The organism is Pseudomonas sp. R5-89-07 (assembly GCF_003851685.1).
Taxonomy (GTDB): domain Bacteria; phylum Pseudomonadota; class Gammaproteobacteria; order Pseudomonadales; family Pseudomonadaceae; genus Aquipseudomonas.
Genome location: NZ_CP027727.1, coordinates 4777992 through 4800957 on the forward strand (window position 1 = coordinate 4777992; position 22966 = coordinate 4800957).

The window sequence follows — 22966 nt, forward strand, 5'->3', positions numbered from 1 at the left end:
CTTGTTGTGATGGGGTGCTCTTGAGGGCCTCATCGGGGGCAAGTCGAATCGTCGCACCGCCCCTCCCACATTTGAAAGCGTTCACAATTCAAAGTGTGGGAGGGGGCTTGCCCCCGCTAAGGCCATCACAGCCTAAGCAAAGGCCTGCTCCAGCGCCACCCCCGCCCCGGTCAACCCCGAATACGGCGCCGTCACCAACCATACCGGAATGCCTTGGAAGTAGTCGCTCATGCAACCTTTGTCGGCAAAGCTTTTGGCAAAACCGCTGTTGATAAAGAAATCGGCAAACCTCGGTATCACCCCACCCACGATATACACGCCGCCACGCCCACCCGTGGTCAGCACATTGTTGCCCGCCACCCGGCCCAGCCAGATGCTGAACTGCTCGAGGACTTCCATCGCCACCGGATCGCCCGCCAGGCCCGCCGCCGTGATGGCCTCGGGCGTGTCCAGCACCGGTGTGTGCCCATCCACCGCACAAATCGCCCGGTACAGGCGCGGCAACCCACCGCCGCTCAACGCGGTTTCAGCGCTGACGTGGCCGATTTCGCTGTAGATGTGTTGCCACAACTGGGTTTCGCGCGGGCTGCTCAGGGGCAGGTCGACATGGCCGCCCTCCCCTGGCAACGCGGCCCAACGGCCTGCGCCGAAGTCCAGCAGGGTACCGACGCCCAGGCCGGTGCCCGGGCCGATCACCACCGCCGGTCGCAACGGCTCCGGGGTGCCTTCGCAGACCACGCGGAATTCATCGGGCTGCAAGCGGGTCATGCCCAGGGCCATGGCCGAGAAATCGTTGACCAGCAGCAGTTCGTCCACCTGCAATGTTTGGCAGAACGCCGTCTTGCTCAAGCGCCAGTGATTGTTGGTGAACTTGAACTCATCGCCGCTCACCGGCCCGGCCACCGACAGGCATACCGCGCCAATGTCACCCAGCGCCAGGCCTGCTTCCTTGAGATAGACCTTGATGGCCTCCTCAGGGCTTGAGTGATCCGCCGTGGCCAGCACGCGGATCGCATGCAGTGCCTGATCCCGCCACAACGCAAAACGGGCGTTGGTACCCCCGATATCACCGACCAGCGCTAACTTCACTTAAGCGTCTCCAAGGCACAGGTAAAGGCGCTGGCGCCCTGCTCTGCGGAGCTTGCGGCCAAGCGCATGAATGCAAACAACTCGCGACCGGCGCCCACGTTATTGCCCAACAGGCCCGTGGCCGGCGTGCGCGCGGCAAATTCTTCGGCGTCCACCTTAAGCTCCAGGGTGCCGGTGACGCCATCGACGCGAATGATATCGCCATCTTTAACCCGCGCCAGCGGCCCGCCGCTCTGGGCTTCAGGATTGACGTGGATCGCGGCGGGGATCTTACCCGACGCGCCGGACATACGCCCGTCTGTCACCAGCGCTACTTTGAAACCACGGTCCTGCAACACGCCAAGGAACGGGGTCATCTTGTGCAATTCGGGCATGCCGTTGGAGCGCGGGCCCTGGAAGCGCATCACCGCGACGAAGTCTTTTTCCAACTGGCCGGCCTTGAACGCATCGGCCAGGTCCTGTTGGTCCTGGAACACCACGGCCGGTGCTTCGACCACCTGGTGCTCCGGCGCAACGGCCGAGACTTTCATCACGCCACGGCCGAGGTTGCCTTCCATCACCCGCAAGCCGCCTTCCGGCGAAAACGCACGGGCCACGGGACGCAGGATGGTTTCGTCGAGGCTTTCGATGGGGCCGTCGCGCCAGATCAGTTCGCCGTCGACCAGGAACGGCTCCTGGGTGTACCGGCTCAAGCCCTTGCCCGCCACGGTGTTGACGTCTTCGTGCAGCAGGCCGGCTTCGAGCAGTTCGCGGATCAGGAACGACATGCCGCCCGCTGCCTGGAAATGATTGATGTCAGCCTTGCCGTTCGGATACACGTGCGACAGGGTCGGGACCACCTCGGAGAGGTCGGCCATGTCCTGCCAGGTCAGGATGATACCGGCCGACATGGCGATGGCCGGCATGTGCAGGGTGTGGTTGGTGGACCCGCCCGTGGCGTTGAGGGCGACGATGGAATTGACGATGGACTTCTCGTCGACGATCTCGCCGATCGGCGTGAAGTTGCCGTTGGCCTTGGTCAGGCGCGTGACCTGGTGCGCGGCCTCGCGGGTCAGCGCATCGCGCAGTGGCGTGTACGGGTTGACGAACGAAGCGCCCGGCAGGTGCAGGCCCATCACTTCCATCAACAGCTGGTTGGTGTTGGCGGTGCCGTAGAAGGTGCAGGTACCGGGGCTGTGGTAGGACTTCATCTCCGATTCCAGCAGCTCTTCGCGGGTGGCCTTGCCTTCGGCATAGCGCTGGCGCACGTCGGCTTTCTGCTTGTTGGAGATGCCCGACGGCATCGGCCCGCCGGGCACGAAGATCATCGGCAGGTGGCCGTAGCGCAGCGCGCCCATCATCAGGCCGGGGACGATCTTGTCGCAGATGCCCAGCATCAGCGCGGCGTCGAACATGTTATGGGACAGCGCTACCGCCGTGGACATGGCGATGACTTCGCGGCTGAGCAGGCTCAGTTCCATGCCCGGCTCGCCCTGGGTCACGCCGTCGCACATGGCGGGCGTGCCGCCGGCGAACTGGCCGACCGAACCGACTTCGCGCAGGGCTTTTTTGATTTGTTCAGGGAAATGTTCGTACGGCTGGTGCGCCGAGAGCATGTCGTTATACGAAGAAACAATTGCCACGTTGGCGGCATTCATCATGCGCAGGCTGTTTTTGTCTTCGGTGCCGCAACCCGCCACGCCGTGGGCGAAGTTGGCGCACTGCAGCTTGCCGCGCATCGGACCGTCGCTGGCTGCGCCGCGAATGAGCGCAAGGTAAGCCTCGCGGGTGGCGCGGCTGCGGGCGATAAGCCGTTCGGTGACCTCAAGAACGCGGGGATGCATGTATAGAACTCCAGGCTAACGGATGTGGCGACCTGAGTGTCTATGCTGATCAAACGCCCGCCGCACATGGGATGGCAGGGAGTCGTTTGGATCATCGGACCAGTTGATTCAGGTCACTCGTTGTAGATTGAACAAAATATTGCCACTAAAAAGGCTTGTTTTCTATTTTTATGCGAATAATCTTGTAATTCTTACAACAAATCGACGATAGGCACCTTCCAATGACTCTACGTATCGCAATCAATGGTTTTGGCCGCATCGGCCGTAATGTCCTGCGCGCACTGTATACCCAAGGCTACCGCCAGGATTTGCAGATCGTCGCCATCAACGATCTGGGCGACAGTTCAATCAATGCCCACCTGCTCAAATACGACACCGTCCATGGCACATTCGAAGCAGAGGTCGCCCACGATCAGGAAAGCCTGACCGTCAATGGCGACCGGATCGCCGTCAGTGCCATTCGCAACCCGGCCGACCTGCCGTGGGCCGCGCACAAGATCGACGTGGTGTTCGAATGCACCGGCCTGTTCACCGACCGTGACAAGGCTGCCGCCCATATTACCGCCGGCGCGCGCAAGGTGATCATCTCCGCCCCGGCCAAGGGCGCGGACGCGACCGTGGTCTACGGCGTCAACCATGACATTCTGCGTCAATCGCACCAGATCATCTCCAACGCATCGTGCACCACCAACTGCCTGGCGCCGGTCGCCCAGGTGCTGCACCGCGAACTGGGCATCGAAAGCGGCCTGATGACCACGATTCACGCCTATACCAACGACCAGAACCTGACTGACGTCTACCACACCGACCCGTACCGCGCACGGTCGGCCACCCAGAACATGATCCCGAGCAAGACCGGCGCCGCTGAAGCTGTCGGCCTGGTGCTGCCGGAGCTCGCGGGCAAGCTGACCGGCATGGCCGTGCGCGTGCCGGTGATCAACGTGTCGCTGGTGGACCTCACCGTACAGCTGAAGAAAGAAGCCACGGCCGATGAAGTCAACGCGCTGTTGAAGCACGCCAGCCAGCACTCGAAAATCCTCGGCTACAACACCCTGCCGCTGGTTTCCAGTGACTTCAACCATAACCCGCTGTCATCGATCTTCGATGCCAACCACACCAAGGTCAGCGGCAAGCTGCTTAAAGTGCTGGCCTGGTATGACAACGAGTGGGGCTTCTCCAACCGCATGCTCGACAACTGCCTGGCGCTCTGCAACGCCGAGTAAAGCCATTTGGAGTGGGGCTTGTGTGGGGAGGGGGCAAGCCCCTCCCACATTTGAGCGGTGCAAGGCTGCAGAAATAGCCACTTGCCATTTCGGCTGATGATAAGCATTATCATTAACTGCAAATCGGTCTGGTATCACTGTGAGCCAATCTCGCTTCAACCACGTCTTTCTCACCCAACGGGTGATCCTGCTGCGCACGCTGCAACGCATGGTGAATAACCACAGCACCGCCGAGGACCTGCTGCAGGAAACCTACCTGCGCGTGACTCGCGCCCTGAGTGAGCGGCCGATCGACCACCTGGAACCCTTCGTCTACCAGACAGCGCGCAACCTGGCGCTGGATCATTTGCGTTCGCGCAGGATTCAGGCTCGCACCCTGCAGGAAGATGTACCGCTGGATATCCTGCAAAGTGTCGCCGCCCCGATCAGCACACCTGAAGACGCCACCCAGGCCGAGCAACTGCTCGAGCATTTGAGCGTCAGCCTGGGCCAGTTGAGCGCCCGCCAGCAACGCATCTTTATCCTCAGCCGCCTGCACGGTTGCAGCTACCAGGAGATTGCCGATCAGTTGCAGGTCTCCTTGAGCACCGTACAAAAGGAACTGAAGTTGATCATGGCCATCTGTGTAGGTGTGGCCGAACGATTGGATCAGCCTTAAGCTTCACTCCGACAGAGGCGTCGATCCAGGCTGTAGGAAAAATGAATAGAACGTGGCGAAGACCCGAGGAACACCGTGACGGACCCGAATAAACTGCGCCCCCACGAGTTGGCTCATGAGGTGCTGCAAGACGCGGCCATGGACCAAGCCCTCGATTGGCTGATCGCCTTGCAGTGCCCGCAGCCCGGCCAGCACGCCGCGTTCCAGGCCTGGCTGGCCGAGAGCCCGGCGCATGCCCACGCCTTCAACAAGGCCCAGGCCGCCTGGGATGGCGCGCCGGTGCACAGCGCCGCCGTGGCCCTGGCCGCGCCGCGCAAGCCGAGCGCCTGGCGCCGGGTCAAACCGCACTGGAAACCCCTGGCCACCGCCGCCGTGCTGCTGCTCGGCCTGTTCAGCTTCAGCAACCTGCCGGTACGCCTGCAGGCCGACCACCTCACCGTGGTCGGCGAGCGCCAGCGCCTGCAACTGGACGAAGGTTCCAACGTACTGCTCAACACCAATTCGGCGTTTTCCAGCAGCATCAAGGACCATCAGCGCATCGCCCGCCTCTACCAGGGCGAGGCGTTTTTCGACATCGCCCCCGCCCGTGGCCTGCCGCTGGAAATCGACGCCGGCCCGGTGCGCGCCAGCGTGCAGGACACCGCGTTTGCCGTGCGCTATCTCGACGGCGAAGCCCAGGTGCAAGTGCAGCGCGGTGACGTCGACCTGAGCAATACCTTCGACGACGCCCGTGTGCGCCTGAGTGCCGGCCAGAGCATCCGCATCGGCCCCAAGGGCTTCGGCCAGCCGGCCAAGCTGGATGCCAGCAAAGACCTGGCCTGGGTCCAGGGCCGCCTGGTCTTCGAGAACTGCCCGATGAGCGAAGTGCTGGCCGAGCTGCGTCGCTATTACCCGGGCTGGATCGTCAACACCAACGACAAGCTCGCCAGCGTCGCCGTCACCGGCAACTATCGCCTTGACCAGCCGCTGGACGTGGTGCGTTCCCTGGCCCACATCACCTCGGCCAAGCTCTCGGAATACCCAGCGCTGGTCATCCTGAACTAAATGAGAATTATTTTTACTCGAAGCTGACCGGCGATACGTCTCGTTATAGCCAATGCAACTGATTCCTATTTGAATCGGTTCGCAACTATAAGATTCGTACCTCCGGAGCGCTCTCGATGTCCTCTCGTTTCAACCGCCGGTCTTGTTCGCCCGTCCTGTCCCTGCTGACCGCCGCCATACTGATGGCCGGTGCGCCAGCAATGGCCGCGACTGCCGCCGAACCGGCGCCGCGCAGCCACGGCAACTACAATTTCAGCATCGAACAGCAGCCACTGGTGTCGGCACTCAACGCCTTTACCGGCGTGACCGGCTGGCAAGTCGGCCTGCCAGCCGAGTTGGGCCAGGGTGTGTCGTCCCCTGGCGTGCGCGGTGCGTTGTCGCCGGAGAAGGCGCTGGAGCGGCTGTTGGCGGGGACCCACCTGAGCTATCGCAAGCTGGGCAATAACAACATTGTCCTGGAGAAACGTGCCGCCGGCAGCGCTCTGAACCTGCAGCAAGTGACCATCAGCGCCACCCGCACCGAGCAGGATGTGGACAGCGTACCGAGCATGGTCAGCGTGCACGACCGCCAGGAGCTGGATCGCCAGAACGTCAACACCACCCGTGAACTGGTGCGTTACGAGCCGGGCGTGTCGGTGGGCGGCGCCGGCACGCGCTCGGGCAACGCGGGCTATAACATTCGCGGTATCGACGGCGATCGCATTCTGACCCAGGTCGACGGCGTGGAAGTGCCGGACAACTTCTTCAACGGCCCCTACGCCAAGACCCGGCGCAACTACGTCGACCCGGAAATCGTCAAGCGCGTGGAAATCCTGCGCGGTCCGGCCTCGGCCCTGTACGGCAGCAGTGCGATTGGCGGCGCGGTGAGCTACTTCACCCTCGACCCGGATGACATCATCAAGCCCGGCCAGGACGTCGGCGCGCGCCTGAAGACCGGTTACAGCTCCGCCGACGAAAGCTGGCTGACCTCCGCCACCGTCGCCGGCCGCGTGCAGGACTTCGACGGCTTGCTGCACCTGAGCCAGCGCAACGGCCACGAAACCGAATCCTACGACGGCAACAACGCCACCGGCCTGGCCCGCACCGGCGCCAACCCTGAAGACGCACGCACCACCAATGTGCTGGCCAAACTGGGCTGGAATTACGGCGACGACAACCGCCTGGGCCTTACCTACGAGAAGTACAAGGATGATCGCGACGTCAATCTGAAGAACGCGGTGGGCGGCCCGTTCGTGGGTGGACGCGGTTTCAACCTTTACCGAGACCGTCGCGGCAACGACACCATTACCCGCGAGCGTTTCGGCCTGGAAAACAGCTTCGCCCTCGACTCGCCCATCGCAGACCGCATCAAGACCAGCCTCAATTACCAGATCGCCAAGACCGACCAGACCACGGCTGAAATCTACCAGTCGGGCCGTCGCGTATTGCGCACCCGCGACACGTTGTACGAAGAGAAACAATGGGTGTTCGATGCGCAACTGGACAAGGCCTTCAGCCTCGGTGACACCGATCACCAGGTCACCTACGGCACCACGCTCAAGCAGCAGAAAGTCACCGGTTCGCGCGAAGGCAGCGCCACCTGCCTGGCGGTCGGCAGCGGCTGCACCGCCATCGGCGCGCCCAGCCCATCGGCCGGCGACAGCGTGAAGAAAGCCAGCGACTTCCCCGACCCGACCATCAACACCTATTCGCTGTTCGCCCAGGACCAGATCACCTGGGACAAATGGACCTTCCTGCCCGCCGTGCGCTATGACTACACCCGACTCAAGCCCAAGCTGACCGAGGAATTCCTCAGCACCGTGAACCCCACCGGTGCCTATACCGTCGACGGCAAGGACAAGACCTGGCACCGCGTCACGCCCAAGTTCGGCCTGACCTACGCCTTGACCGATCAATACACCTGGTTCGGCCAATACGCCGAAGGTTTCCGCACGCCGTCCGCCAAGGCGCTATACGGCCGCTTCGAAAACCTCAACCTGGGCTACACCGTGGAGCCCAACCCCGACCTCAAGCCGGAAACCAGCAAGGGCATCGAAACCGGGCTTCGCGGCAAGTTCGATGAGGGCTCCTTTGAAATCGCCGTGTTCTACAACAAATACCGCGACTTCATCGACGAAGACAACGCGGTGGTCGGCGGCACCGTCGAACAGTTCCAGGCGGTGAATATCAAGCGCGCCACCATCAAGGGCGCCGAAGCCAAGGGTCGCCTGAACCTGGATGCCTTCGGCGCACCGCAAGGCCTGTATACCCAGGGTGCGGTGTCCTACGCCCATGGCCGCAACAATGACAACGGCGAGCCGCTCAACAGCGTCAACCCGCTCAAGGGTGTGTTCGGCCTGGGCTATGACCAGGACAGCTACGGCGGCCTGCTGAGCTGGACCCTGGTGAAGAAACAGAATCGCGTCGACAGCAGCACCTTCCACGCCCCGGACGGCGATACCAGCGGCCCATTCAAGACGCCGGGGTTCGGCATTCTCGACCTGAGCGCCTACTACAAGGTCACCCAAGACGTGACCATCAACGGCGGCGTCTACAACCTCACCGACAAGCAGTACTGGAACTGGGATGACGTGCGCAGCTACGACAGCGTCGGCGAAGCCGCGGTGACCGGCCCGGCCAACCTTGATCGCCTGACCCAGCCGGGTCGCAACTTCGCGATCAATGTGATCTGGGACATCTGACGGCACCCTCCTCACCTCGCCGCGATGATTGCGGCGAGGTGAGGATTTTTTACTGTGCCGCGTCTTCCTGTTCGTCTAGTTGATAACCGCTCTCTTTAGAGCCAACAGGCGCTACCCCTTCTCAAGGACTTTTTCATGACCGCTTCTCCTACCGCAGAACGTCCAAACCTGCGCTCCCAGCGCCTGAACCAGATCACCCACGAGCCACACACCAGGCTCGACGCGCTGGTCAAAGCCCACGCCCCATTTGAAACCCAGGCCAACTTCGCTCGCTTCGTGGTGGCGCAGTACCTGTTCCAATCGGAGTTGGTGGCGCTGTACAACGATACCGAACTGAACCAGATCATCCCGGACCTGGCCCAGCGCTGCCGCGCAGACGCCGCCAGACTCGACCTGGGCGACCTCGACACCGACGTGCCAGCACCGGTTGCCGGCGCCGTGAACAACCCTGGCCGCGCCGAGGCCTTGGGCTGGCTGTTCGTTTCCGAAGGCTCCAAACTGGGCGCGGCCTTTCTGATCAAACGTGCCGTGGGCCTGGGCCTGAGCGAAACCTTCGGTGCCCGTCACCTGGGCGAGCCGGAGGGCGGGCGTGCCGAAGGCTGGAAACGCTTCACCCGCACCCTCGATGCAATGCAATTGAGCGCCGAAGAGGAAGCCGCCATGGATAAAGGCGCGATCGATGCGTTCGTACGCTTCACCGTATTGCTGGAACAGGCGTACGCTACGGCCCCTGAACTGGCCTGATCCCCGGTTTAATGCAATCCAATGTGGGAGGGGGCTTGCCCCCGATAGCGGTGTATCAGCCAACGAATCCATAACTGAACCACCGCCATCGGGGGCAGGCCCCCTCCCACACTTTGTCCCTATTTCAAGCTGATTTTTTGTCATCTCCTGATTGCACACACCATGACCCGCAAACTCCAATCCACCTCGAAAATCGCCCAGCTTCTCTATGGCCTGCTGGCCTACGTCAGCCTGGGGATCGGCCTGGTGGCGATTGTCATACCGGGTTTGCCCACCACCGAATTCATCCTGCTGGCCGCCTGGGCCGCCACCAAAAGCTCGCCACGCCTCAGCGCCTGGCTGGAAAACCACCGCCTGTTCGGGCCCATCCTGTTCAACTGGCGCAATGGCAAGATCATCGCGCGCCGGGCCAAGGTCAGCGCCACCGTGAGCATGTTGCTGTGCGCCGTGCTGATGCTGGTGATGCTCGATCACGGCTGGCCGATCTACCTGGCAATCGTCGGCATGGGCCTGGGCAACCTGTGGATCTGGTCGCGCCCCGAGCGGCTTGCACAGCCCGGATAACGCTGTGTGTAGGGGTTTTCCTACCGCTCATCGCCTGATACTCATGAATTAATTTGTTACGCCGATGTTTCAGGCATGGCGCCGAATGGACTTGGCACTTTGCGTGCTTCTCAACAAGTCCATTCGTGAGTGAACCTATGTTCGACACCCTCTCTATCCGCTTGAAAATCGTGCTGCTCTCCGGCCTCTGCCTGTTAGGGGTGATCGCACTGGTGGTCGGCATCAATATCTACACGACCAACCAGAACGATGAACTGGTCAGTGACTCAAGCTCACGAATGCTGACTGCCAGCGTAGAACAGCTGCTGCAAGCCAAGGCGGCCGAGCAGGCCGTGCAGTTGCAGAAAACCTTCAACGAAAACCTGCTGGTGGTCACCGCCCTCTCCGACCACATCAAAGACCTGCGCAACCTGGGGGCCAAGCGTTCCCTGGAAGCAGGCGCCCTGCGCGAAGACATCAACCAGAGCGTAAAAACCGCGTTTGACCGTAACACCAAGGTGCTGGGCATCTGGCTGTCGTTCGAACCCAACGGACTGGATGGCAAGGACAGCGAATTCGTTGACGACAAGGCGCGCGTCTCCAACGAAAAAGGCCGCTTCTCCAGCTACTGGAGCCGGGCTGGCGGCGAAAGCCTGAACACGATCATGGTTGAAGATGACCTGACGAAAACCACCCTCAACCTCAGCGGCACGCCCTACAACATTTGGTACACCTGCCCACGAGACACACGCACCACCTGCCTGCTGGATCCGTACGAAGACACGGTGGCCGGCAAGCCCGTACTGATGACCACCATCTCCCAGCCTTTGATCGTGGACGGCAAGGTGATCGGCGTGGTCGGTGTGGATATCGCCCTCAACGCCCTGCAAGCCGTCACCGATGCGGCCCAGAAAGACCTGTTCAACGGCGCTGCGCACCTGGAGGTGCTGTCCAGCACCGGCCTGATCGCCGCCTACAGCGGTGAACCGGCGCGCGTGGGCAAGAATCTGATCGACACACTGGGCGCCGAAGGCAAAGAGATCGTGCAACTGCTCGCCAGTGATCGCCCGATGATCCGCGAGCAGGACGAGACCATTCGCGCTGTGTACCCCGTCAAGCCGATTGCCGACGCCAAATCCTGGGGTGTGGTGATCAAGCTGCCAAAAGCGGTAATGCTGGCGGATAACGTGAAGTTGCAAGGCGTGCTTGATGAAGCCCAGGCGACAGGCACCTTCAAAGCCCTATCGGTGGCCGCCGCCGCTGCCCTGCTCGGCCTGCTGCTGGTCTGGCTGACCGCCACCGGCGTCACCCGCCCGATCAACAGCGTGGCGGCCATGCTCAAGGACATTGCCAGCGGTGACGGCGACCTCACCCAACGCCTGGCCTATGCCAAAAAAGACGAACTGGGCGAACTGGTGAACTGGTTCAACCGCTTCCTCGACAAGCTGCAGCCGACCATCGCGCAGATCAAGCAAAGCATCACCGAAGCGCGCGGCACGGCCGACCAGTCCTCGGCCATTGCGCGCCAGACCAGCGAAGGCATGCAGGTGCAGTTCCGCGAAATCGACCAGGTGGCTACCGCGTCCAATGAAATGAGCGCCACCGCCCACGACGTCGCCAACAGCGCCTCCAACGCCGCCAGCGCGGCACGCGGCGCGGATCAGTCGGCACGCGAAGGCATGTCGATCATCGAGCAAAGTACCCGCGATATCACCACCCTTGCCGAAGAAGTCAGCAAGGCCGTCGGCGAAGTCGAGGCGTTGGCGGTCAATAGCGAACAGATCGGTTCGGTCCTGGAAGTGATCCGCAGCATCGCCGAACAGACCAACCTGCTGGCATTGAACGCGGCGATCGAAGCGGCGCGCGCCGGGGAAAGCGGGCGCGGTTTTGCGGTGGTGGCCGACGAGGTGCGCAACCTGGCCAAACGCACCCAGGATTCGGTCGAGGAAATTCGCCTGGTGATCGAACGTATCCAGAGCGGCACCCGTGGCGTGGTGGCGACCATGCATTCGAGCCAGCACCAGGCCCAAAGCAACGCCGGGCAGATCCACCAAGCCGTGCAGGCCCTGGGCAAGATCAGCGACGCCGTGACGGTGATCAGCGACATGAACCTGCAGATCGCCAGCGCCGCCGAACAGCAAAGCGCAGTGGCTGAAGAGGTCAACCGCAACGTCTCCGCAATCCGTACCGTCACCGAAACCCTCACCGGCCAGGCCACCGAGTCGGCAGCCATCAGCAGCCAGCTCAATGCACTGGCCAGCCAGCAAATGAAGTTGATGGATCAGTTCAAGGTCTAAATAACACCACACCTCAATGTGGGAGGGGGCTTGCCCCCGATGGCGGAGTGTCAGTCAACTTATCTGTCACTGACACACCGCTTTCGGGGGCAAGCCCCCTCCCACAGTTGGACCGAGTACCGCTTACACACCCGCTCAGCCAGCAAGTGAAGTTGATAACACCACAGGCCCAATGCTGGAGGGGGCTTGCCCTCGCTCAGTCCTTTCCCGGTTTTGGTATCGCAAGGCGGCTACTGGACTTGATTTCACGCAAGGCCAGGCTGGACTGGATGGACGCAATGCCCACCTGACGTCTGAGCACCTGCTCGACAAAGTCGCTGTAGCTATCAAGATCCTTCGCCAACACCTGCAACACGTAATCGGCATCACCAGTGATCTTGTGACAGGCCAACACTTGCGGCAATTGCGCAATCACCGCCTCGAAGGCGTCCGGAGCATGGTCGGCATGGGTAGAAAAACGGATATGCACAAACGCCATGATATCCAACCCCAGCATGCGTCGATCAAGGTTGGCTTGATAGCCTTTTATGACGCCCGCCTCCTCCATTCTCTTACGCCTTCGCCAACAAGGCGTCAGGCTTGACGACAGTCGCTCACTGAGCTCGGAATTGGAAATACTCGCGTCTTCCTGCAGCAATTCAAGGATAGCGAGGTCGGTGTGGTCGAGGCTGATACGTTTGGAAATTTTTTTCTGCATGAAGCCATTCCTGAGTAAAAAAACCCGAAATATCTGCTAATCCGCGAAAACAAAGCAAAGAAATCGCCTCCTGGCCAGAACAGAATATTTGCACTGGTTCACATTAACGGATGCGCAGAATGTTTACAGTTTTTAGTGATTCCCACCGTTTGCACCACGGCACAGAATTAAAAGACGGCGTACTCAAGCCGTCCTTCGAACAACCCAGCCGGGCCGATACCGTCCATGACCGCGTCAAGCAGGTCGGCCTGGGCCAGATCATCGAACCGCGCGTATTTGACCGGTCGTGCTACGTCAATGCGCACAGCGAGCGCTACGTCAGTTTTCTGGAAAGTGCCTGGACGCAATGGTGCGCAACCGGACGCACTCACGATGCTTTGCCGCTGGTATGGCCCGTGCGCGATCTGGCCAACGACCAAGTACCGACCTTCATCGACGGCAAATTGGGTTTCTACGCCATGGATGCCGGCTCCCCGATTACTGCCACCACTTGGCAAGCTGTAAAAACCAGCGCCGATATAGCCCTCACCGGCCTTGCCCTGATCGATGAAGGCCATGACAGTGCGTTTGCGCTGTGCCGCCCGCCGGGACATCACGCTGCACGCGAATACATGGGCGGCTACTGCTACCTCAATAACGCGGCCATTGCCGCACAACGGGCCATTACCCAAGGCGCCCAGCGTGTTGCGGTACTGGATGTCGATTTTCATCATGGCAATGGCACACAGAACATTTTCTACGACCGCAGTGACGTGATGTTCGTCTCGCTGCACGGCGAGCCGGCCGTCTCCTATCCCTACTACTCAGGCTTCAGCAGCGAAGTCGGCGCCGGCCTTGGCGAGGGGTTCAACCACAACTACCCCTTGCCCAAAAGCACCACTTGGGAAAGCTACAGCAACGCCCTGCGCCATGCCTGCAGGACGCTCCAGCACTTTGCCCCAGAGGTGCTGGTGATTTCGCTGGGAGTCGACACATTCAAGGACGATCCCATCAGCCATTTCCTGTTGGAAAGCGATGATTTCATCGGGATCGGAGAGCTTATTGCCAGCGTTGGCTGCCCCACTCTGTTCGTGATGGAAGGGGGTTACATGGTCGACGAAATCGGCATCAACGCCGTCAACGTGCTGCACGGATTCGAGAGCAAACGCAGCTGATCCATCCCTCGCTCAACGGCCTTCAATTCTGGAACGGAGAATAAGAACATGACGCTTTTCATAGATGTCGATGACGCTGCACGCCTGTTTACCCAAGTGGGCATCCGGCGCGCTATCCGCGACATGGCGACCTACATCAAGGCTGACTACGCACGCTGGGCGCACTTTGATAAATCGCCGCGCACCGCCAACCACTCGGCAGCAGGCGTCATCGAACTGATGCCCACCGACGATGGTCAGCAGTATTCATTCAAATACGTGAACGGCCATCCGCACAACGGCCAGCAGAACCTGCTGACGGTCATGGCTTTCGGTGTCCTGGCTGATGTGCAGAGTGGCTATCCCACCCTGCTCAGCGAACTGACCTTGACCACTGCCGTGCGTACCGCCGCAACGTCCGCGCTGGTGGCGCAGTCCTTGGCTCGCTCGAATGCGACCTCGATGGCCCTCATCGGCAACGGTGCCCAAAGTGAATTCCAGGCGCTCGCCTTTCATGACCTGTTGGGCATCAGCGAAATCCGCATCTTCGATATCGATCACGACGCGTCCCTCAAGTTGAAGCATAACCTCGCGATGTTTCCGGAAATCGAGGTCATTCTGGCCGGCTCCGTGAAGGAAGCAGTCAAAGGCGCGGATATCGTCACCACGGTCACCGCCGACAAAGCCTATGCAACGATTCTGACCCCCGACATGATCGAGCCCGGCATGCACATCAATGCGGTCGGCGGTGACTGCCCGGGTAAAACCGAACTGCATGCCGATATCCTGCGCAACGCCCGGGTCATCGTCGAATTCGAGCCGCAGACACGTATTGAGGGCGACATTCAGCAACTGGAAGCCGACTCTCCCGTGACCGAATTTTTCCGGATTGCGCGGGGTGAAGTGGTTGGACGCGAAAACGATACGCAGGTGACTGTCTTCGATTCGGTGGGCTTTGCCTTGGAGGACTTTTCGTCACTGCGCTACCTCAACGATCTGGCTCAGGCACAGCAAATCGGTCGACGCATCCACCTCGTACCGACGCCAGCCAACATCAAGAACCTCTTTCAACTGCTGAATCCGCTACCGGCCAAAGCCTCGCACCTGCGCACCGTCAACTGATCGGTAATGGCCGCCCCCAGCTACTTGGCGAGGGGGCCATCGCCTTCCAGGCATGCCCGTGATTGGCCGTTGTATTTCTAACAAGAACGCTCGACACCTACTTTCTGCCAAAACTCAAAAACATAAAATCAAGAGGTTTTGCAATGAAATCGAATTCTTCCGGGCTGCTTGAACAGCCCGCGCTGCAGCGCACGCTGGGCAATCGTCACATCCAGCTAATGGCCATGGGCGGTGCCATCGGTACCGGCCTGTTCATGGGCTCCGGGAAGATCATCGCCCTCTCCGGGACGTCGATCATCCTCATCTACATGATCATTGGACTGTTCGTGTTTTTCGTCATGCGTGCCATGGGCGAAATGCTCCTGTCCAATCTCAACTTCAAAACCTTTGCCGACTTCGCCGGTGCGTACCTCGGCCCGCGCGCGGCATTCTTCCTCGGCTGGTCGTACTGGCTGAGCTGGAGCGTGGCGGTGATCGGCGATGCCGTCGTGGTCGGCGGATTTTTCCAGTATTGGTTTCCCGACGTGCCGGCGTGGATACCCGCGGTCGGAATGCTGGCGACCCTGTTCGCGCTCAACGTGCTGACGGTCAGGCTGTTCGGGGAGGTGGAGTTCTGGTTCGCAATCATCAAGATCATTGCGGTGGTGACCCTGATCGGCGTCAGCACCGTGCTGATTGCCAGTTCGTTCGTCTCACCCAGCGGGGTCACCGCGTCCCTGAGTCACCTGGTGGATAAACAGGCAGCGTTCCCTAACGGCTTGTTCGGATTCTTTGCCGGATTTCAAATGGCGATTTTCTCCTTCGCCGGCACTGAGCTGATTGGCACAGCCGCCGCCGAAACTCGATCTCCGGAGAAAACCCTGCCCAAGGCAATCAACTCGATTCCGCTGCGGATCATCTTGTTCTACGTGCTGGCCCTGATCTGCATTATTGCTGTGACGTCCTGGCAGCAGGTATCTGCAATCAAGAGCCCGTTTGTCGAACTGTTTCTTGTGGCAGGGTTCCCCGCAGCAGCCGGCATCGTCAACTTCGTGGTACTGACGTCTGCGGCATCATCGGCAAACAGCGGCGTATTTTCATCGAGCCGTATGCTGTTCGGGTTGGCCAACCAAGACAACGCGCCCCACGCATTCCGACGGCTGTCGAGTAACAGCGTGCCGCTGTTGAGCCTGGCGTTCACGATGCTGCTGATGCTGGTGGGAGTATTGGTGCTGTTCGTCGTTCCGCAAGTCATGACAGCCTTTACTATCGTCTCTACCGTGTCGGCGATCCTGGTGATTTTCACATGGTCGACGATCCTGGCGTCTTATATTGCCTATCGCAAAAAACGCCCTGATCTGCATGCGAAGTCGGCTTACAAGATGCCTGGCGGAGTACCGATGGCCTGGGTTTCCCTGGCGTTCCTGGGCTTTGTGCTCTGCCTGCTGGCGTTGCGGCCTGATACGCGTATTGCCCTGATGGTCATGCCGGGATGGTTCGTGTGGCTGGCAATTGCTTATCAGTTGACTCGCGCCTTGAAGCCAACGTCTGACGCTATTCCTGGCAGGCAGAACGCGACAGTGGCGCAGCCCTAATGAAACGAATGGCTTGATCCACTCGGACTCACCAAAAGCTGCTGGGTATGTACCACCGCCATCGGGCAAGCCTCAATACCTGGAGGAGCGAGCTTGCTCGCGAAAAACGCCCAGACAACGCGTTCATTCTGGATAAACGAGTGGGCCCTGAGTGCTTCGCGAGCAAGCTCGCTCCTACAAAAACCTTACAGACCGGTCCAGGCCTGGACGAACGCTGTCAGGTCTTCCTTCGGCGCGGTGCGCGGCGGGTTCTGTGGGGTGCCCAGGTAGAGAAAGCCAATCACTTGCTCTCCGGCTGCCAGCCCCAGGCCTTTGGCGACGTGGGCCGAGTAGGACAACTCACCGGTGCGCCACACCGCGCCAATCCCCTGGGCATAAGCCGCCAGCAGAATGCCGTGGGCCGCGCAGGCGGCGGCCAGCAGTTGTTCGGATTTGGGCACTTTGAAGTGCTCCTGCAAGCGAGCAATCACCACCACCACCAGCGGCGCGCGCAACGGGCCGTTCTGGGCTTTGTCGATCACAGCTTGCGGGGCATCGGCGTCTTGCAGGCGGGCAGCTTCGGCCAACAGCGTGCCCATCTGCTCACGGGCGGCACCTTCCACGGTAAGGAAACGCCACGGGCGCAACTGACCGTGGTCGGGCGCACGCATGGCGGCGGCGAACAGCACGTCGCGCTGCTCCTGGGTCGGTGCCGGCTCCAGCAAACGCGGCACGGAAACACGGTTGAGCAAAGCGTCGAGAGCCTGCATTGGCCACCTCCTGAGAAAAATGTGCGGTCATTCTAGCGGAATGAATCGGCAGGCCACCAAACGATAATTGCTCTTATTCAAACTGTCCCGCCCTGTTAGACTTTGCGACCACCTTTTTCGCCTTCGTTCAGGAAACTCGATGTTCCGTTCGCTACTTCACCTGTGCGCCGCGTTGATGGCTCTTGGCCTGACCGCCTGCGACGACGCCCCACGGTTCACCCAGGCCGAGCCGGGTGAAGCGCGCGCCGGCGGTGCCACGACAGTGAACAAGCGGGACCAGAATGCGTTTTCCCTGCCCTCGGCCAACCTGGCGCCCACACGCCGGCTGGACTTCAGCGTCGGCAACAGTTTCTTTCGCAGCCCCTGGGTGATCGCGCCCTCTACCACCACCGCACGTGACGGCCTGGGCCCGCTGTTCAATACCAATGCCTGCCAGAACTGCCATATCAAGGACGGCCGAGGCCATCCACCGCTGGCCGACGCGCCCAATGCGGTGTCGATGCTGGTCCGCCTGTCGATCCAGCGGCCTGCCACAGAGCAGCCTCCTTACGCCAAACTCATCGAACAGCTCGGCGTGGTGCCGGAGCCGGTGTATGGCGGGCAGCTGCAGGACATGGCCGTGCCTGGCGTAGCCCCGGAGGGCAAGGTTCGGATCGATTACACACCGGTCAACGTCCAGTTCAAGGACGGTACGGTGGTGGAGTTGCGCAAGCCCGAGCTGCAAATCACCCAGCTCGGCTATGGCCCGATGCACCCCGACACGCGTTTTTCTGCGCGCGTCGCCCCCCCCATGATCGGCCTGGGGCTGCTTGAAGCCATCAGCGACGCCGATATCCTGCGCAACACCGACCCGGAGACGGCGGACAGCGAAGCCATCCTCGGCCGAGCGAATCAGGTGTGGGACGACGCCGAGCAAAAAACCGTGCTCGGGCGGTTTGGCTGGAAAGCCGGGCAACCCAACCTCAATCAACAAAATGTTCACGCATTCTCTGGTGATATGGGCCTCACCACCTCCTTGAGACCCTTCGATGACTGCACCGACGCCCAAGTCGCCTGCAAACAGGCACCCAACGGCAACGGCCCCGACGGCGAGCCGGAAGTCAGCGACAACATCCTGCGGCTGGTGCTGTTCTATACGCGTAACCTCGCCGTGCCGCTGCGCCGCGACGTCAACGCGCCGCAGGTGCTGGCCGGCAAGAATCTGTTTTACCAGGCCGGTTGCCAGGGCTGTCACAAGCCGACGTTCACCACGGCCGCCAACGCCGCCGAACCTGAACTGGCCAACCAGGTGATCCGCCCCTACAGCGACTTACTGCTGCACGACATGGGCGAGGGCCTGGCCGACAACCGTACCGAATTCAAGGCCAGTGGCCGCGACTGGCGTACCCCGCCGTTGTGGGGCATCGGCCTGACGCAAGCCGTCAGTGGTCACACCCAGTTCCTGCATGACGGCCGCGCCCGCAACCTGCTCGAAGCCGTGCTCTGGCATGGCGGGCAAGCCCAAGCGGCGCAGCAGCATGTGTTGTCATTCAATGCCGAGCAGCGTGCCGCGTTGCTGGCGTTCCTGAATTCTCTATAAGCTTTGCCCCAATTACAGAAGGGAGCTCGACATGTTCCGTCCCAAGTTGTTGTTCACCAGCCTGGCCGCCCTCGCCCTCGGCGCCTGCTCGCCCCAGGACCCGCAAGCGGTGACCTCGGCGGCCATCGCCAAGCAAGTCATCCTGCCGACCTACAGCCGCTGGGTTGAAGCCGACCGCCAACTGGCCGTCAGCGCCCTGGCCTACTGCCAGGGCAAGGAAAGCCTGGACACCGCCCGTGCCGACTTCCTCCACGCGCAAAAAGCCTGGGCCGAGTTGCAACCGCTGCTGATCGGCCCGCTGGCCGAGGGCAACCGTTCCTGGCAGGTGCAGTTCTGGCCAGACAAGAAGAACCTGGTGGGTCGCCAGGTGGAGCAACTGGTTGCCAGCCAGCCACAGATCGACGGCGCCGCCCTCGCCAAATCCAGCGTGGTGGTGCAAGGCCTGTCGGCCTACGAATACATCCTCTACGACGCCAAGCCTGACGTCGCCGACGAAGCCCAGAAAGCCCGGTATTGCCCGCTGCTGATCGCCATCGGCGAACGCCAGAAAGCCCTGGCCGAAGAGATCCTGGCCAGCTGGAACAGCACCGACGGCATGCTGGCGCAGATGACCAAGTTCCCGAACCAGCGCTATGCCGATTCCCACGAAGCCATCGCTGACCTGCTGCGCGTGCAAGTGACCGCCCTGGATACCCTGAAGAAAAAACTCGGCACGCCGATGGGCCGCCAGACCAAGGGCATCCCGCAACCGTTCCAGGCCGACGCGTGGCGCAGCCAGTCGTCCCTGCAGAGCCTCGAAGCGAGCCTCGCGGCAGCGCAGACGGTTTGGGTGGGCGTGGACAACAAAGGCCTGCGCGGCCTGCTGCCGGCCGATCAGAAAGCCTTGGCCGAGAAGATCGACGCTGCGTACGCCGCGTCACTCAAACTGTTCGCCAGCAACCAGCGCTCCCTCAACGAACTGTTGAACGATGACGCCGGGCGCCAGCAACTCAACGATCTCTACGACAGCCTCAACGTGGTTCATCGCCTGCATGAAGGCGAGCTGGCCAAGGCGCTGGGAATCCAACTGGGCTTCAACGCCAACGACGGTGACTGATGATGCTCAGGCGACAGGCTTTGGCGATTGGCAGCGCACTGCTCAGCGCACTCACGCTGGGTGGCTGGACGCTGTTCAAAGGTAACGGCGCTTCACACAGCAAACATGGCCCGTTGCTGCTGTCGGCGCGCGATGATGCCGACGGCAAGCACTACGCCGTAGGTTATCGCCTGGACGGCAAGCAGGTGTTCGCCACCCAGGTGGGCCAGCGCTGCCACGACATCATCAACCATCCGACGCTGCCGATTGCGCTGTTCGTCGCCCGTCGCCCGGGCACCGAGAGTTACCTGGTCGACCTGCGTGACGGCACGTTGCTGCAAACCATTACGTCCAATGCCAACCGCCACTTTTATGGACACGCCGTGATCCACAAAGACGGTGAATGGCTGTACGCCACCGAGAACGACACGTCCGACCCCGGCCGTGGTTTGCTCGGGGTGTACCGGTTCGAAGGCGAGCGGCTGGTGCACAGCGGGGAACTCTCGACCCACGGTATCGGCCCGCATCAGGTGTCATGGATGCCCGATGGCGAAACCCTGGTGGTGGCCAACGGCGGCATTCGCACCGAAGCCGAAAGCCGCGTGGAGATGAACCTCAACGCGATGGAACCGAGCCTGGTGCTGATGCACCGCGACGGCCGCCTGATCAGCAAGGAAACCCTGGGCCAGCAGATGAACAGCGTGCGCCATATGGGGATCGTCAGCGATGGCACCATCCTCACCGGACAGCAGTTCATGGGGCCGTCCCAGGAGCGTTCCGAATTGCTCGCGATCAAGCGGCCGGGTCAACCGTTCGTGGCGTTTCCCGTGGCTGATGAGCAATTACAGGCGATGGGGCACTACACTGCCAGCGTCGCGGTGCACAGTGAGCTGCGGCTGGTGGCGCTGACGGCGCCGCGTGGCAATCGGTTCTTTATCTGGGACATGGACAGCGGCGAGCTGCGCCTGGATGGGCCATTGCCCGACTGTGCCGGTGTGGGTGCGGTGGCGGATGGCTTCGTTGTGACGTCAGGCCAGGGACGTTGCCGATTCTATGATTGCCGCCAGGAAAAACTGCTCGCGCAACCGCTGGAATTGCCGGCAGGGTTTTGGGATAACCACCTGCACCTGATCTGATTCACGATCACCCAGGCAAAAAAAAGGGCCTCGCATCGCAAGGCCCTTTCCGGGGGGTTCAATCGTTTCAACTCTGCGGCCTCATCGCCTGAGACATCCCGAACATGAATAACAGCAATTCATGATCGGGCTTGGCGGGCACACTGGCCTTGGCGACACGTGGCAGCAGGCATTGCCCACCGCCTTGCACCGCACTGAGTACCTGCGTGCGAGGCTGCTCCCAGGCGGCCAGGGCGAGGGCTGCAACGCCCAACGCCCCGACCAGGAACAAACCTCGTGCTATTTCTAGCTTCATCTGGTTAAACCCTTGATAGCGCTGCCAAACGCCGTCTCATAAAAGTAGCTGAGTTTCTTCCAGTCGGTATCGTTCCACGACGAATGGCGGCGCAATTGCAGCATGTCATGGGAGGCGGCCCGATAAGCGGTCAAACGCTGGCGGCATTTTTCAAAGTCCAGCAGTGCCACTTCCACCTTCACCGCATCGCCCTCGCCGGTGACCCTTATGAAGATATGCTTGATGTACAGGCAACCATGTTGCCAGCGCCCTTTGTGCATGCGCGCCAGGGTGCCGGCCAGTTCCTCGAGCAGGCGCTCGTGCACCACCTCGCCGTATTGCTCACGGCCGCCAGCGGCGTACCAGTTTTCGATCTCGTCGAAACCGTCCAGCGAAGCGGTGACCAGCAAGGCCTTCCACTGATGCTCGGGGTCGCGTCGCGCCTCGCAGAACACCAGCTCCGGCACTCGCACATCCAGCAAGCGCAGGCCCTTGAGGGCATCGCGCTCACGCAGCACGGTCGGACGTCCAAACGGATGCAACCAACTGCGGTAGATGTGGCCGGTCTGGCGTTTGCAATAGAGCAAGCGTCCATTGGGGCTGACCACCCGCTGTACGCCACTCTCACCGCCACGTCGACGATTGGGCTCTTCTACCCATTCACCCTGCTGGCGCCAGAAAAAATCAAATCGTTCTTCGGGAGCTACATGACTGCCTACTACGCACTCAACTGCCATCCTGTTACCTCTTACGCAATACATAAACTCGCCACATGGCGTAGAGCGGCATGAAGTCCAGGGATTCCTGAACTCGGAAACCGGCCTGCTCGAATTCTGCCTCGACAGTAGCAGCCGGTAACACAAACCGGTTTTGGTAACCTTCTTGCTCACCTTTGTTACGACGACGCACTTCGGCGCGCTTGCGCTTCCAAGCCTTGAAATTGCCATCCACCCACAGCGAGATAATCACGCTGTCGCGGGTAACACGCTGAAACTCCCGCAGTATTGTCATTCTGTGCGCAGGGTCACCAATGTGGTGCATCAGGCGCATGCAGAAAATACTGTCGACCGAGTTATCTGGCAAATCGATATCAAAGGCAGATGTCTGCAAAGGGCGTACCCGTTTCACCACGTCAGCCGGTTGGGCCACCGTCGCCACCTTCAACATCGACTCCGAATTGTCGGCACCGATAATCACGCGGTTGGGTTTCTCGGCCAGCAATGGCCAGAACCGACCGGCGCCACACGGCAAGTCCAGCACCAGGCCCGGCTCACCGGCCAAGGCCAGCGCACCGCGCGCCAGTTGCTCGTCGCGCTTGTGGGACAACCGGCGAGCCAGATTGTCCTGATGCTTGAGCAAATATTGCTGCGCGTGTTGATCGTCGTACTTTTCTGAGAATTCCAACTTGATCGGGGAAGGCATCTTATGTCTCCGGTAACTGATGCCTACAACCCTAAGCAGCGAACTGTGATCAACAAGTCAACTCGTTGTGAAAAAGTTGTCCTGTCCAATTGCATACATTTCA

The 22966-nt window shown here is 61.0% G+C and carries 19 protein-coding genes and 2 pseudogenes; 14 read left to right on the plus strand and 7 right to left on the minus strand.

The annotated features are described in order from the left end of the window. Window positions 1-132: 132 nt before the first annotated feature. Window positions 133-1089, minus strand: coding sequence for a glucokinase (locus tag C4J94_RS21840; RefSeq protein WP_124388024.1), 957 nt, complete (start codon window positions 1087-1089; stop codon window positions 133-135). Further along, on the minus strand, window positions 1086-2912 hold the full coding sequence (gene edd, locus C4J94_RS21845) for a phosphogluconate dehydratase (RefSeq protein ID WP_124388025.1): 1827 nt from the start codon (window positions 2910-2912) through the stop codon (window positions 1086-1088). The genes C4J94_RS21840 and edd overlap by 4 nt, the downstream gene beginning before the upstream one ends. A 221-nt stretch (window positions 2913-3133) precedes the next feature. Between edd and gap the strand changes: the two genes are divergently transcribed. From gap to C4J94_RS28200, 8 genes and pseudogenes are all read left to right on the plus strand, one after another. Continuing rightward, window positions 3134-4135 (plus strand): type I glyceraldehyde-3-phosphate dehydrogenase, encoded by a 1002-nt coding sequence (gene gap, locus C4J94_RS21850; protein ID WP_124388026.1) that lies wholly within the window; start codon window positions 3134-3136, stop codon window positions 4133-4135. A 139-nt stretch (window positions 4136-4274) separates the two neighbouring features. Further along, window positions 4275-4793, plus strand: coding sequence for an RNA polymerase sigma factor (locus tag C4J94_RS21855; RefSeq protein ID WP_124368204.1), 519 nt, complete (start codon window positions 4275-4277; stop codon window positions 4791-4793). A gap of 75 nt (window positions 4794-4868) precedes the next feature. Next, window positions 4869-5837, plus strand: coding sequence for a FecR domain-containing protein (locus tag C4J94_RS21860; protein ID WP_124388027.1), 969 nt, complete (start codon window positions 4869-4871; stop codon window positions 5835-5837). A 116-nt stretch (window positions 5838-5953) separates the two neighbouring features. Further along, window positions 5954-8518 carry a TonB-dependent receptor gene (locus tag C4J94_RS21865; protein ID WP_124388028.1) on the plus strand — a complete coding sequence of 855 codons (2565 nt, stop codon included), beginning with the start codon at window positions 5954-5956 and terminating at the stop codon, window positions 8516-8518. Between the two features lie 135 nt (window positions 8519-8653). Next, window positions 8654-9262, plus strand: coding sequence for a biliverdin-producing heme oxygenase (locus C4J94_RS21870; RefSeq protein ID WP_124388029.1), 609 nt, complete (start codon window positions 8654-8656; stop codon window positions 9260-9262). Window positions 9263-9424: 162 nt separating this feature from the next. Next, complete coding sequence (locus C4J94_RS21875) at window positions 9425-9826, plus strand: YbaN family protein (protein ID WP_124388030.1); 402 nt, start codon at window positions 9425-9427, stop codon at window positions 9824-9826. Window positions 9827-10104: 278 nt separating this feature from the next. Next, window positions 10105-11196 (plus strand): annotated as a pseudogene (locus C4J94_RS28195) (cache domain-containing protein); the annotation flags it as partial. 375 nt (window positions 11197-11571) lie between these two features. Then, window positions 11572-12102: pseudogene (locus C4J94_RS28200) on the plus strand (methyl-accepting chemotaxis protein); the annotation flags it as partial. Window positions 12103-12298: 196 nt separating this feature from the next. Here the strand turns inward: C4J94_RS28200 and C4J94_RS21885 are convergent. Continuing rightward, the gene (locus tag C4J94_RS21885; protein WP_124388031.1) at window positions 12299-12799 is read right to left on the minus strand and encodes an Lrp/AsnC family transcriptional regulator; all 501 of its coding nucleotides are present in this window, start codon (window positions 12797-12799) and stop codon (window positions 12299-12301) included. A gap of 119 nt (window positions 12800-12918) precedes the next feature. Between C4J94_RS21885 and C4J94_RS21890 the strand changes: the two genes are divergently transcribed. The 3 genes from C4J94_RS21890 to C4J94_RS21900 all read left to right on the plus strand — a co-directional run bounded on the left by C4J94_RS21890 (window position 12919) and on the right by C4J94_RS21900 (window position 16628). Then, a complete protein-coding gene (locus C4J94_RS21890) occupies window positions 12919-13953 on the plus strand; it encodes a histone deacetylase family protein (protein ID WP_124388032.1) in 1035 nt (344 codons plus the stop codon). A gap of 48 nt (window positions 13954-14001) precedes the next feature. Next, on the plus strand, window positions 14002-15054 hold the full coding sequence (locus tag C4J94_RS21895; RefSeq protein WP_124388033.1) for an ornithine cyclodeaminase: 1053 nt from the start codon (window positions 14002-14004) through the stop codon (window positions 15052-15054). A gap of 143 nt (window positions 15055-15197) precedes the next feature. Beyond that, window positions 15198-16628 (plus strand): amino acid permease, encoded by a 1431-nt coding sequence (locus C4J94_RS21900; protein WP_124388034.1) that lies wholly within the window; start codon window positions 15198-15200, stop codon window positions 16626-16628. A gap of 185 nt (window positions 16629-16813) precedes the next feature. Here the strand turns inward: C4J94_RS21900 and C4J94_RS21905 are convergent, their stop codons facing one another. Next, a complete protein-coding gene (locus C4J94_RS21905) occupies window positions 16814-17377 on the minus strand; it encodes an NAD(P)H nitroreductase (protein ID WP_124388035.1) in 564 nt (187 codons plus the stop codon). A 139-nt stretch (window positions 17378-17516) separates the two neighbouring features. On the opposite strand from C4J94_RS21905, the gene C4J94_RS21910 reads away from it, so the two are divergent. The 3 genes from C4J94_RS21910 to C4J94_RS21920 are packed head-to-tail and all read left to right on the plus strand — an operon-like array spanning window position 17517 to window position 21167. After that, a complete protein-coding gene (locus tag C4J94_RS21910; RefSeq protein ID WP_124388036.1) occupies window positions 17517-18956 on the plus strand; it encodes a di-heme oxidoredictase family protein in 1440 nt (479 codons plus the stop codon). Between the two features lie 31 nt (window positions 18957-18987). Next, entirely contained in the window at window positions 18988-20052 is a 1065-nt protein-coding gene (locus tag C4J94_RS21915) for an imelysin family protein (RefSeq protein ID WP_124388037.1), read from the plus strand. Window positions 20053-20054: 2 nt separating this feature from the next. Continuing rightward, window positions 20055-21167 (plus strand): DUF1513 domain-containing protein, encoded by a 1113-nt coding sequence (locus C4J94_RS21920; RefSeq protein ID WP_124389032.1) that lies wholly within the window; start codon window positions 20055-20057, stop codon window positions 21165-21167. A gap of 67 nt (window positions 21168-21234) precedes the next feature. On the opposite strand, the gene C4J94_RS21925 is transcribed toward C4J94_RS21920, so the two are convergent. Genes C4J94_RS21925 through C4J94_RS21935 form a run of 3 tightly spaced genes read right to left on the minus strand, consistent with a single transcriptional unit; the run spans window position 21235 to window position 22863 of the window. Next, entirely contained in the window at window positions 21235-21462 is a 228-nt protein-coding gene (locus C4J94_RS21925) for a hypothetical protein (RefSeq protein WP_124388038.1), read from the minus strand. Continuing rightward, window positions 21459-22178 carry a lipopolysaccharide kinase InaA family protein gene (locus C4J94_RS21930; protein WP_124388039.1) on the minus strand — a complete coding sequence of 240 codons (720 nt, stop codon included), beginning with the start codon at window positions 22176-22178 and terminating at the stop codon, window positions 21459-21461. The genes C4J94_RS21925 and C4J94_RS21930 overlap by 4 nt, the downstream gene beginning before the upstream one ends. A gap of 4 nt (window positions 22179-22182) precedes the next feature. Then, the gene (locus C4J94_RS21935) at window positions 22183-22863 is read right to left on the minus strand and encodes a class I SAM-dependent methyltransferase (protein WP_124388040.1); all 681 of its coding nucleotides are present in this window, start codon (window positions 22861-22863) and stop codon (window positions 22183-22185) included. Between the last annotated feature and the right edge of the window lie 103 nt (window positions 22864-22966).

Coding starts and splice junctions, on each gene's coding strand:
- edd (WP_124388025.1), bottom strand. CDS start 2,912: ATGCATCCCCGCGTTCTTGAGGTCACCGAACGGCTTATCGCCCGCAGC.
- gap (WP_124388026.1), top strand. CDS start 3,134: ATGACTCTACGTATCGCAATCAATGGTTTTGGCCGCATCGGCCGTAAT.
- C4J94_RS21865 (WP_124388028.1), top strand. CDS start 5,954: ATGTCCTCTCGTTTCAACCGCCGGTCTTGTTCGCCCGTCCTGTCCCTG.
- C4J94_RS21870 (WP_124388029.1), top strand. CDS start 8,654: ATGACCGCTTCTCCTACCGCAGAACGTCCAAACCTGCGCTCCCAGCGC.
- C4J94_RS21875 (WP_124388030.1), top strand. CDS start 9,425: ATGACCCGCAAACTCCAATCCACCTCGAAAATCGCCCAGCTTCTCTAT.
- C4J94_RS21885 (WP_124388031.1), bottom strand. CDS start 12,799: ATGCAGAAAAAAATTTCCAAACGTATCAGCCTCGACCACACCGACCTC.
- C4J94_RS21890 (WP_124388032.1), top strand. CDS start 12,919: ATGTTTACAGTTTTTAGTGATTCCCACCGTTTGCACCACGGCACAGAA.
- C4J94_RS21895 (WP_124388033.1), top strand. CDS start 14,002: ATGACGCTTTTCATAGATGTCGATGACGCTGCACGCCTGTTTACCCAA.
- C4J94_RS21900 (WP_124388034.1), top strand. CDS start 15,198: ATGAAATCGAATTCTTCCGGGCTGCTTGAACAGCCCGCGCTGCAGCGC.
- C4J94_RS21905 (WP_124388035.1), bottom strand. CDS start 17,377: ATGCAGGCTCTCGACGCTTTGCTCAACCGTGTTTCCGTGCCGCGTTTG.
- C4J94_RS21910 (WP_124388036.1), top strand. CDS start 17,517: ATGTTCCGTTCGCTACTTCACCTGTGCGCCGCGTTGATGGCTCTTGGC.
- C4J94_RS21915 (WP_124388037.1), top strand. CDS start 18,988: ATGTTCCGTCCCAAGTTGTTGTTCACCAGCCTGGCCGCCCTCGCCCTC.
- C4J94_RS21920 (WP_124389032.1), top strand. CDS start 20,055: ATGCTCAGGCGACAGGCTTTGGCGATTGGCAGCGCACTGCTCAGCGCA.
- C4J94_RS21925 (WP_124388038.1), bottom strand. CDS start 21,462: ATGAAGCTAGAAATAGCACGAGGTTTGTTCCTGGTCGGGGCGTTGGGC.
- C4J94_RS21930 (WP_124388039.1), bottom strand. CDS start 22,178: ATGGCAGTTGAGTGCGTAGTAGGCAGTCATGTAGCTCCCGAAGAACGA.
- C4J94_RS21935 (WP_124388040.1), bottom strand. CDS start 22,863: ATGCCTTCCCCGATCAAGTTGGAATTCTCAGAAAAGTACGACGATCAA.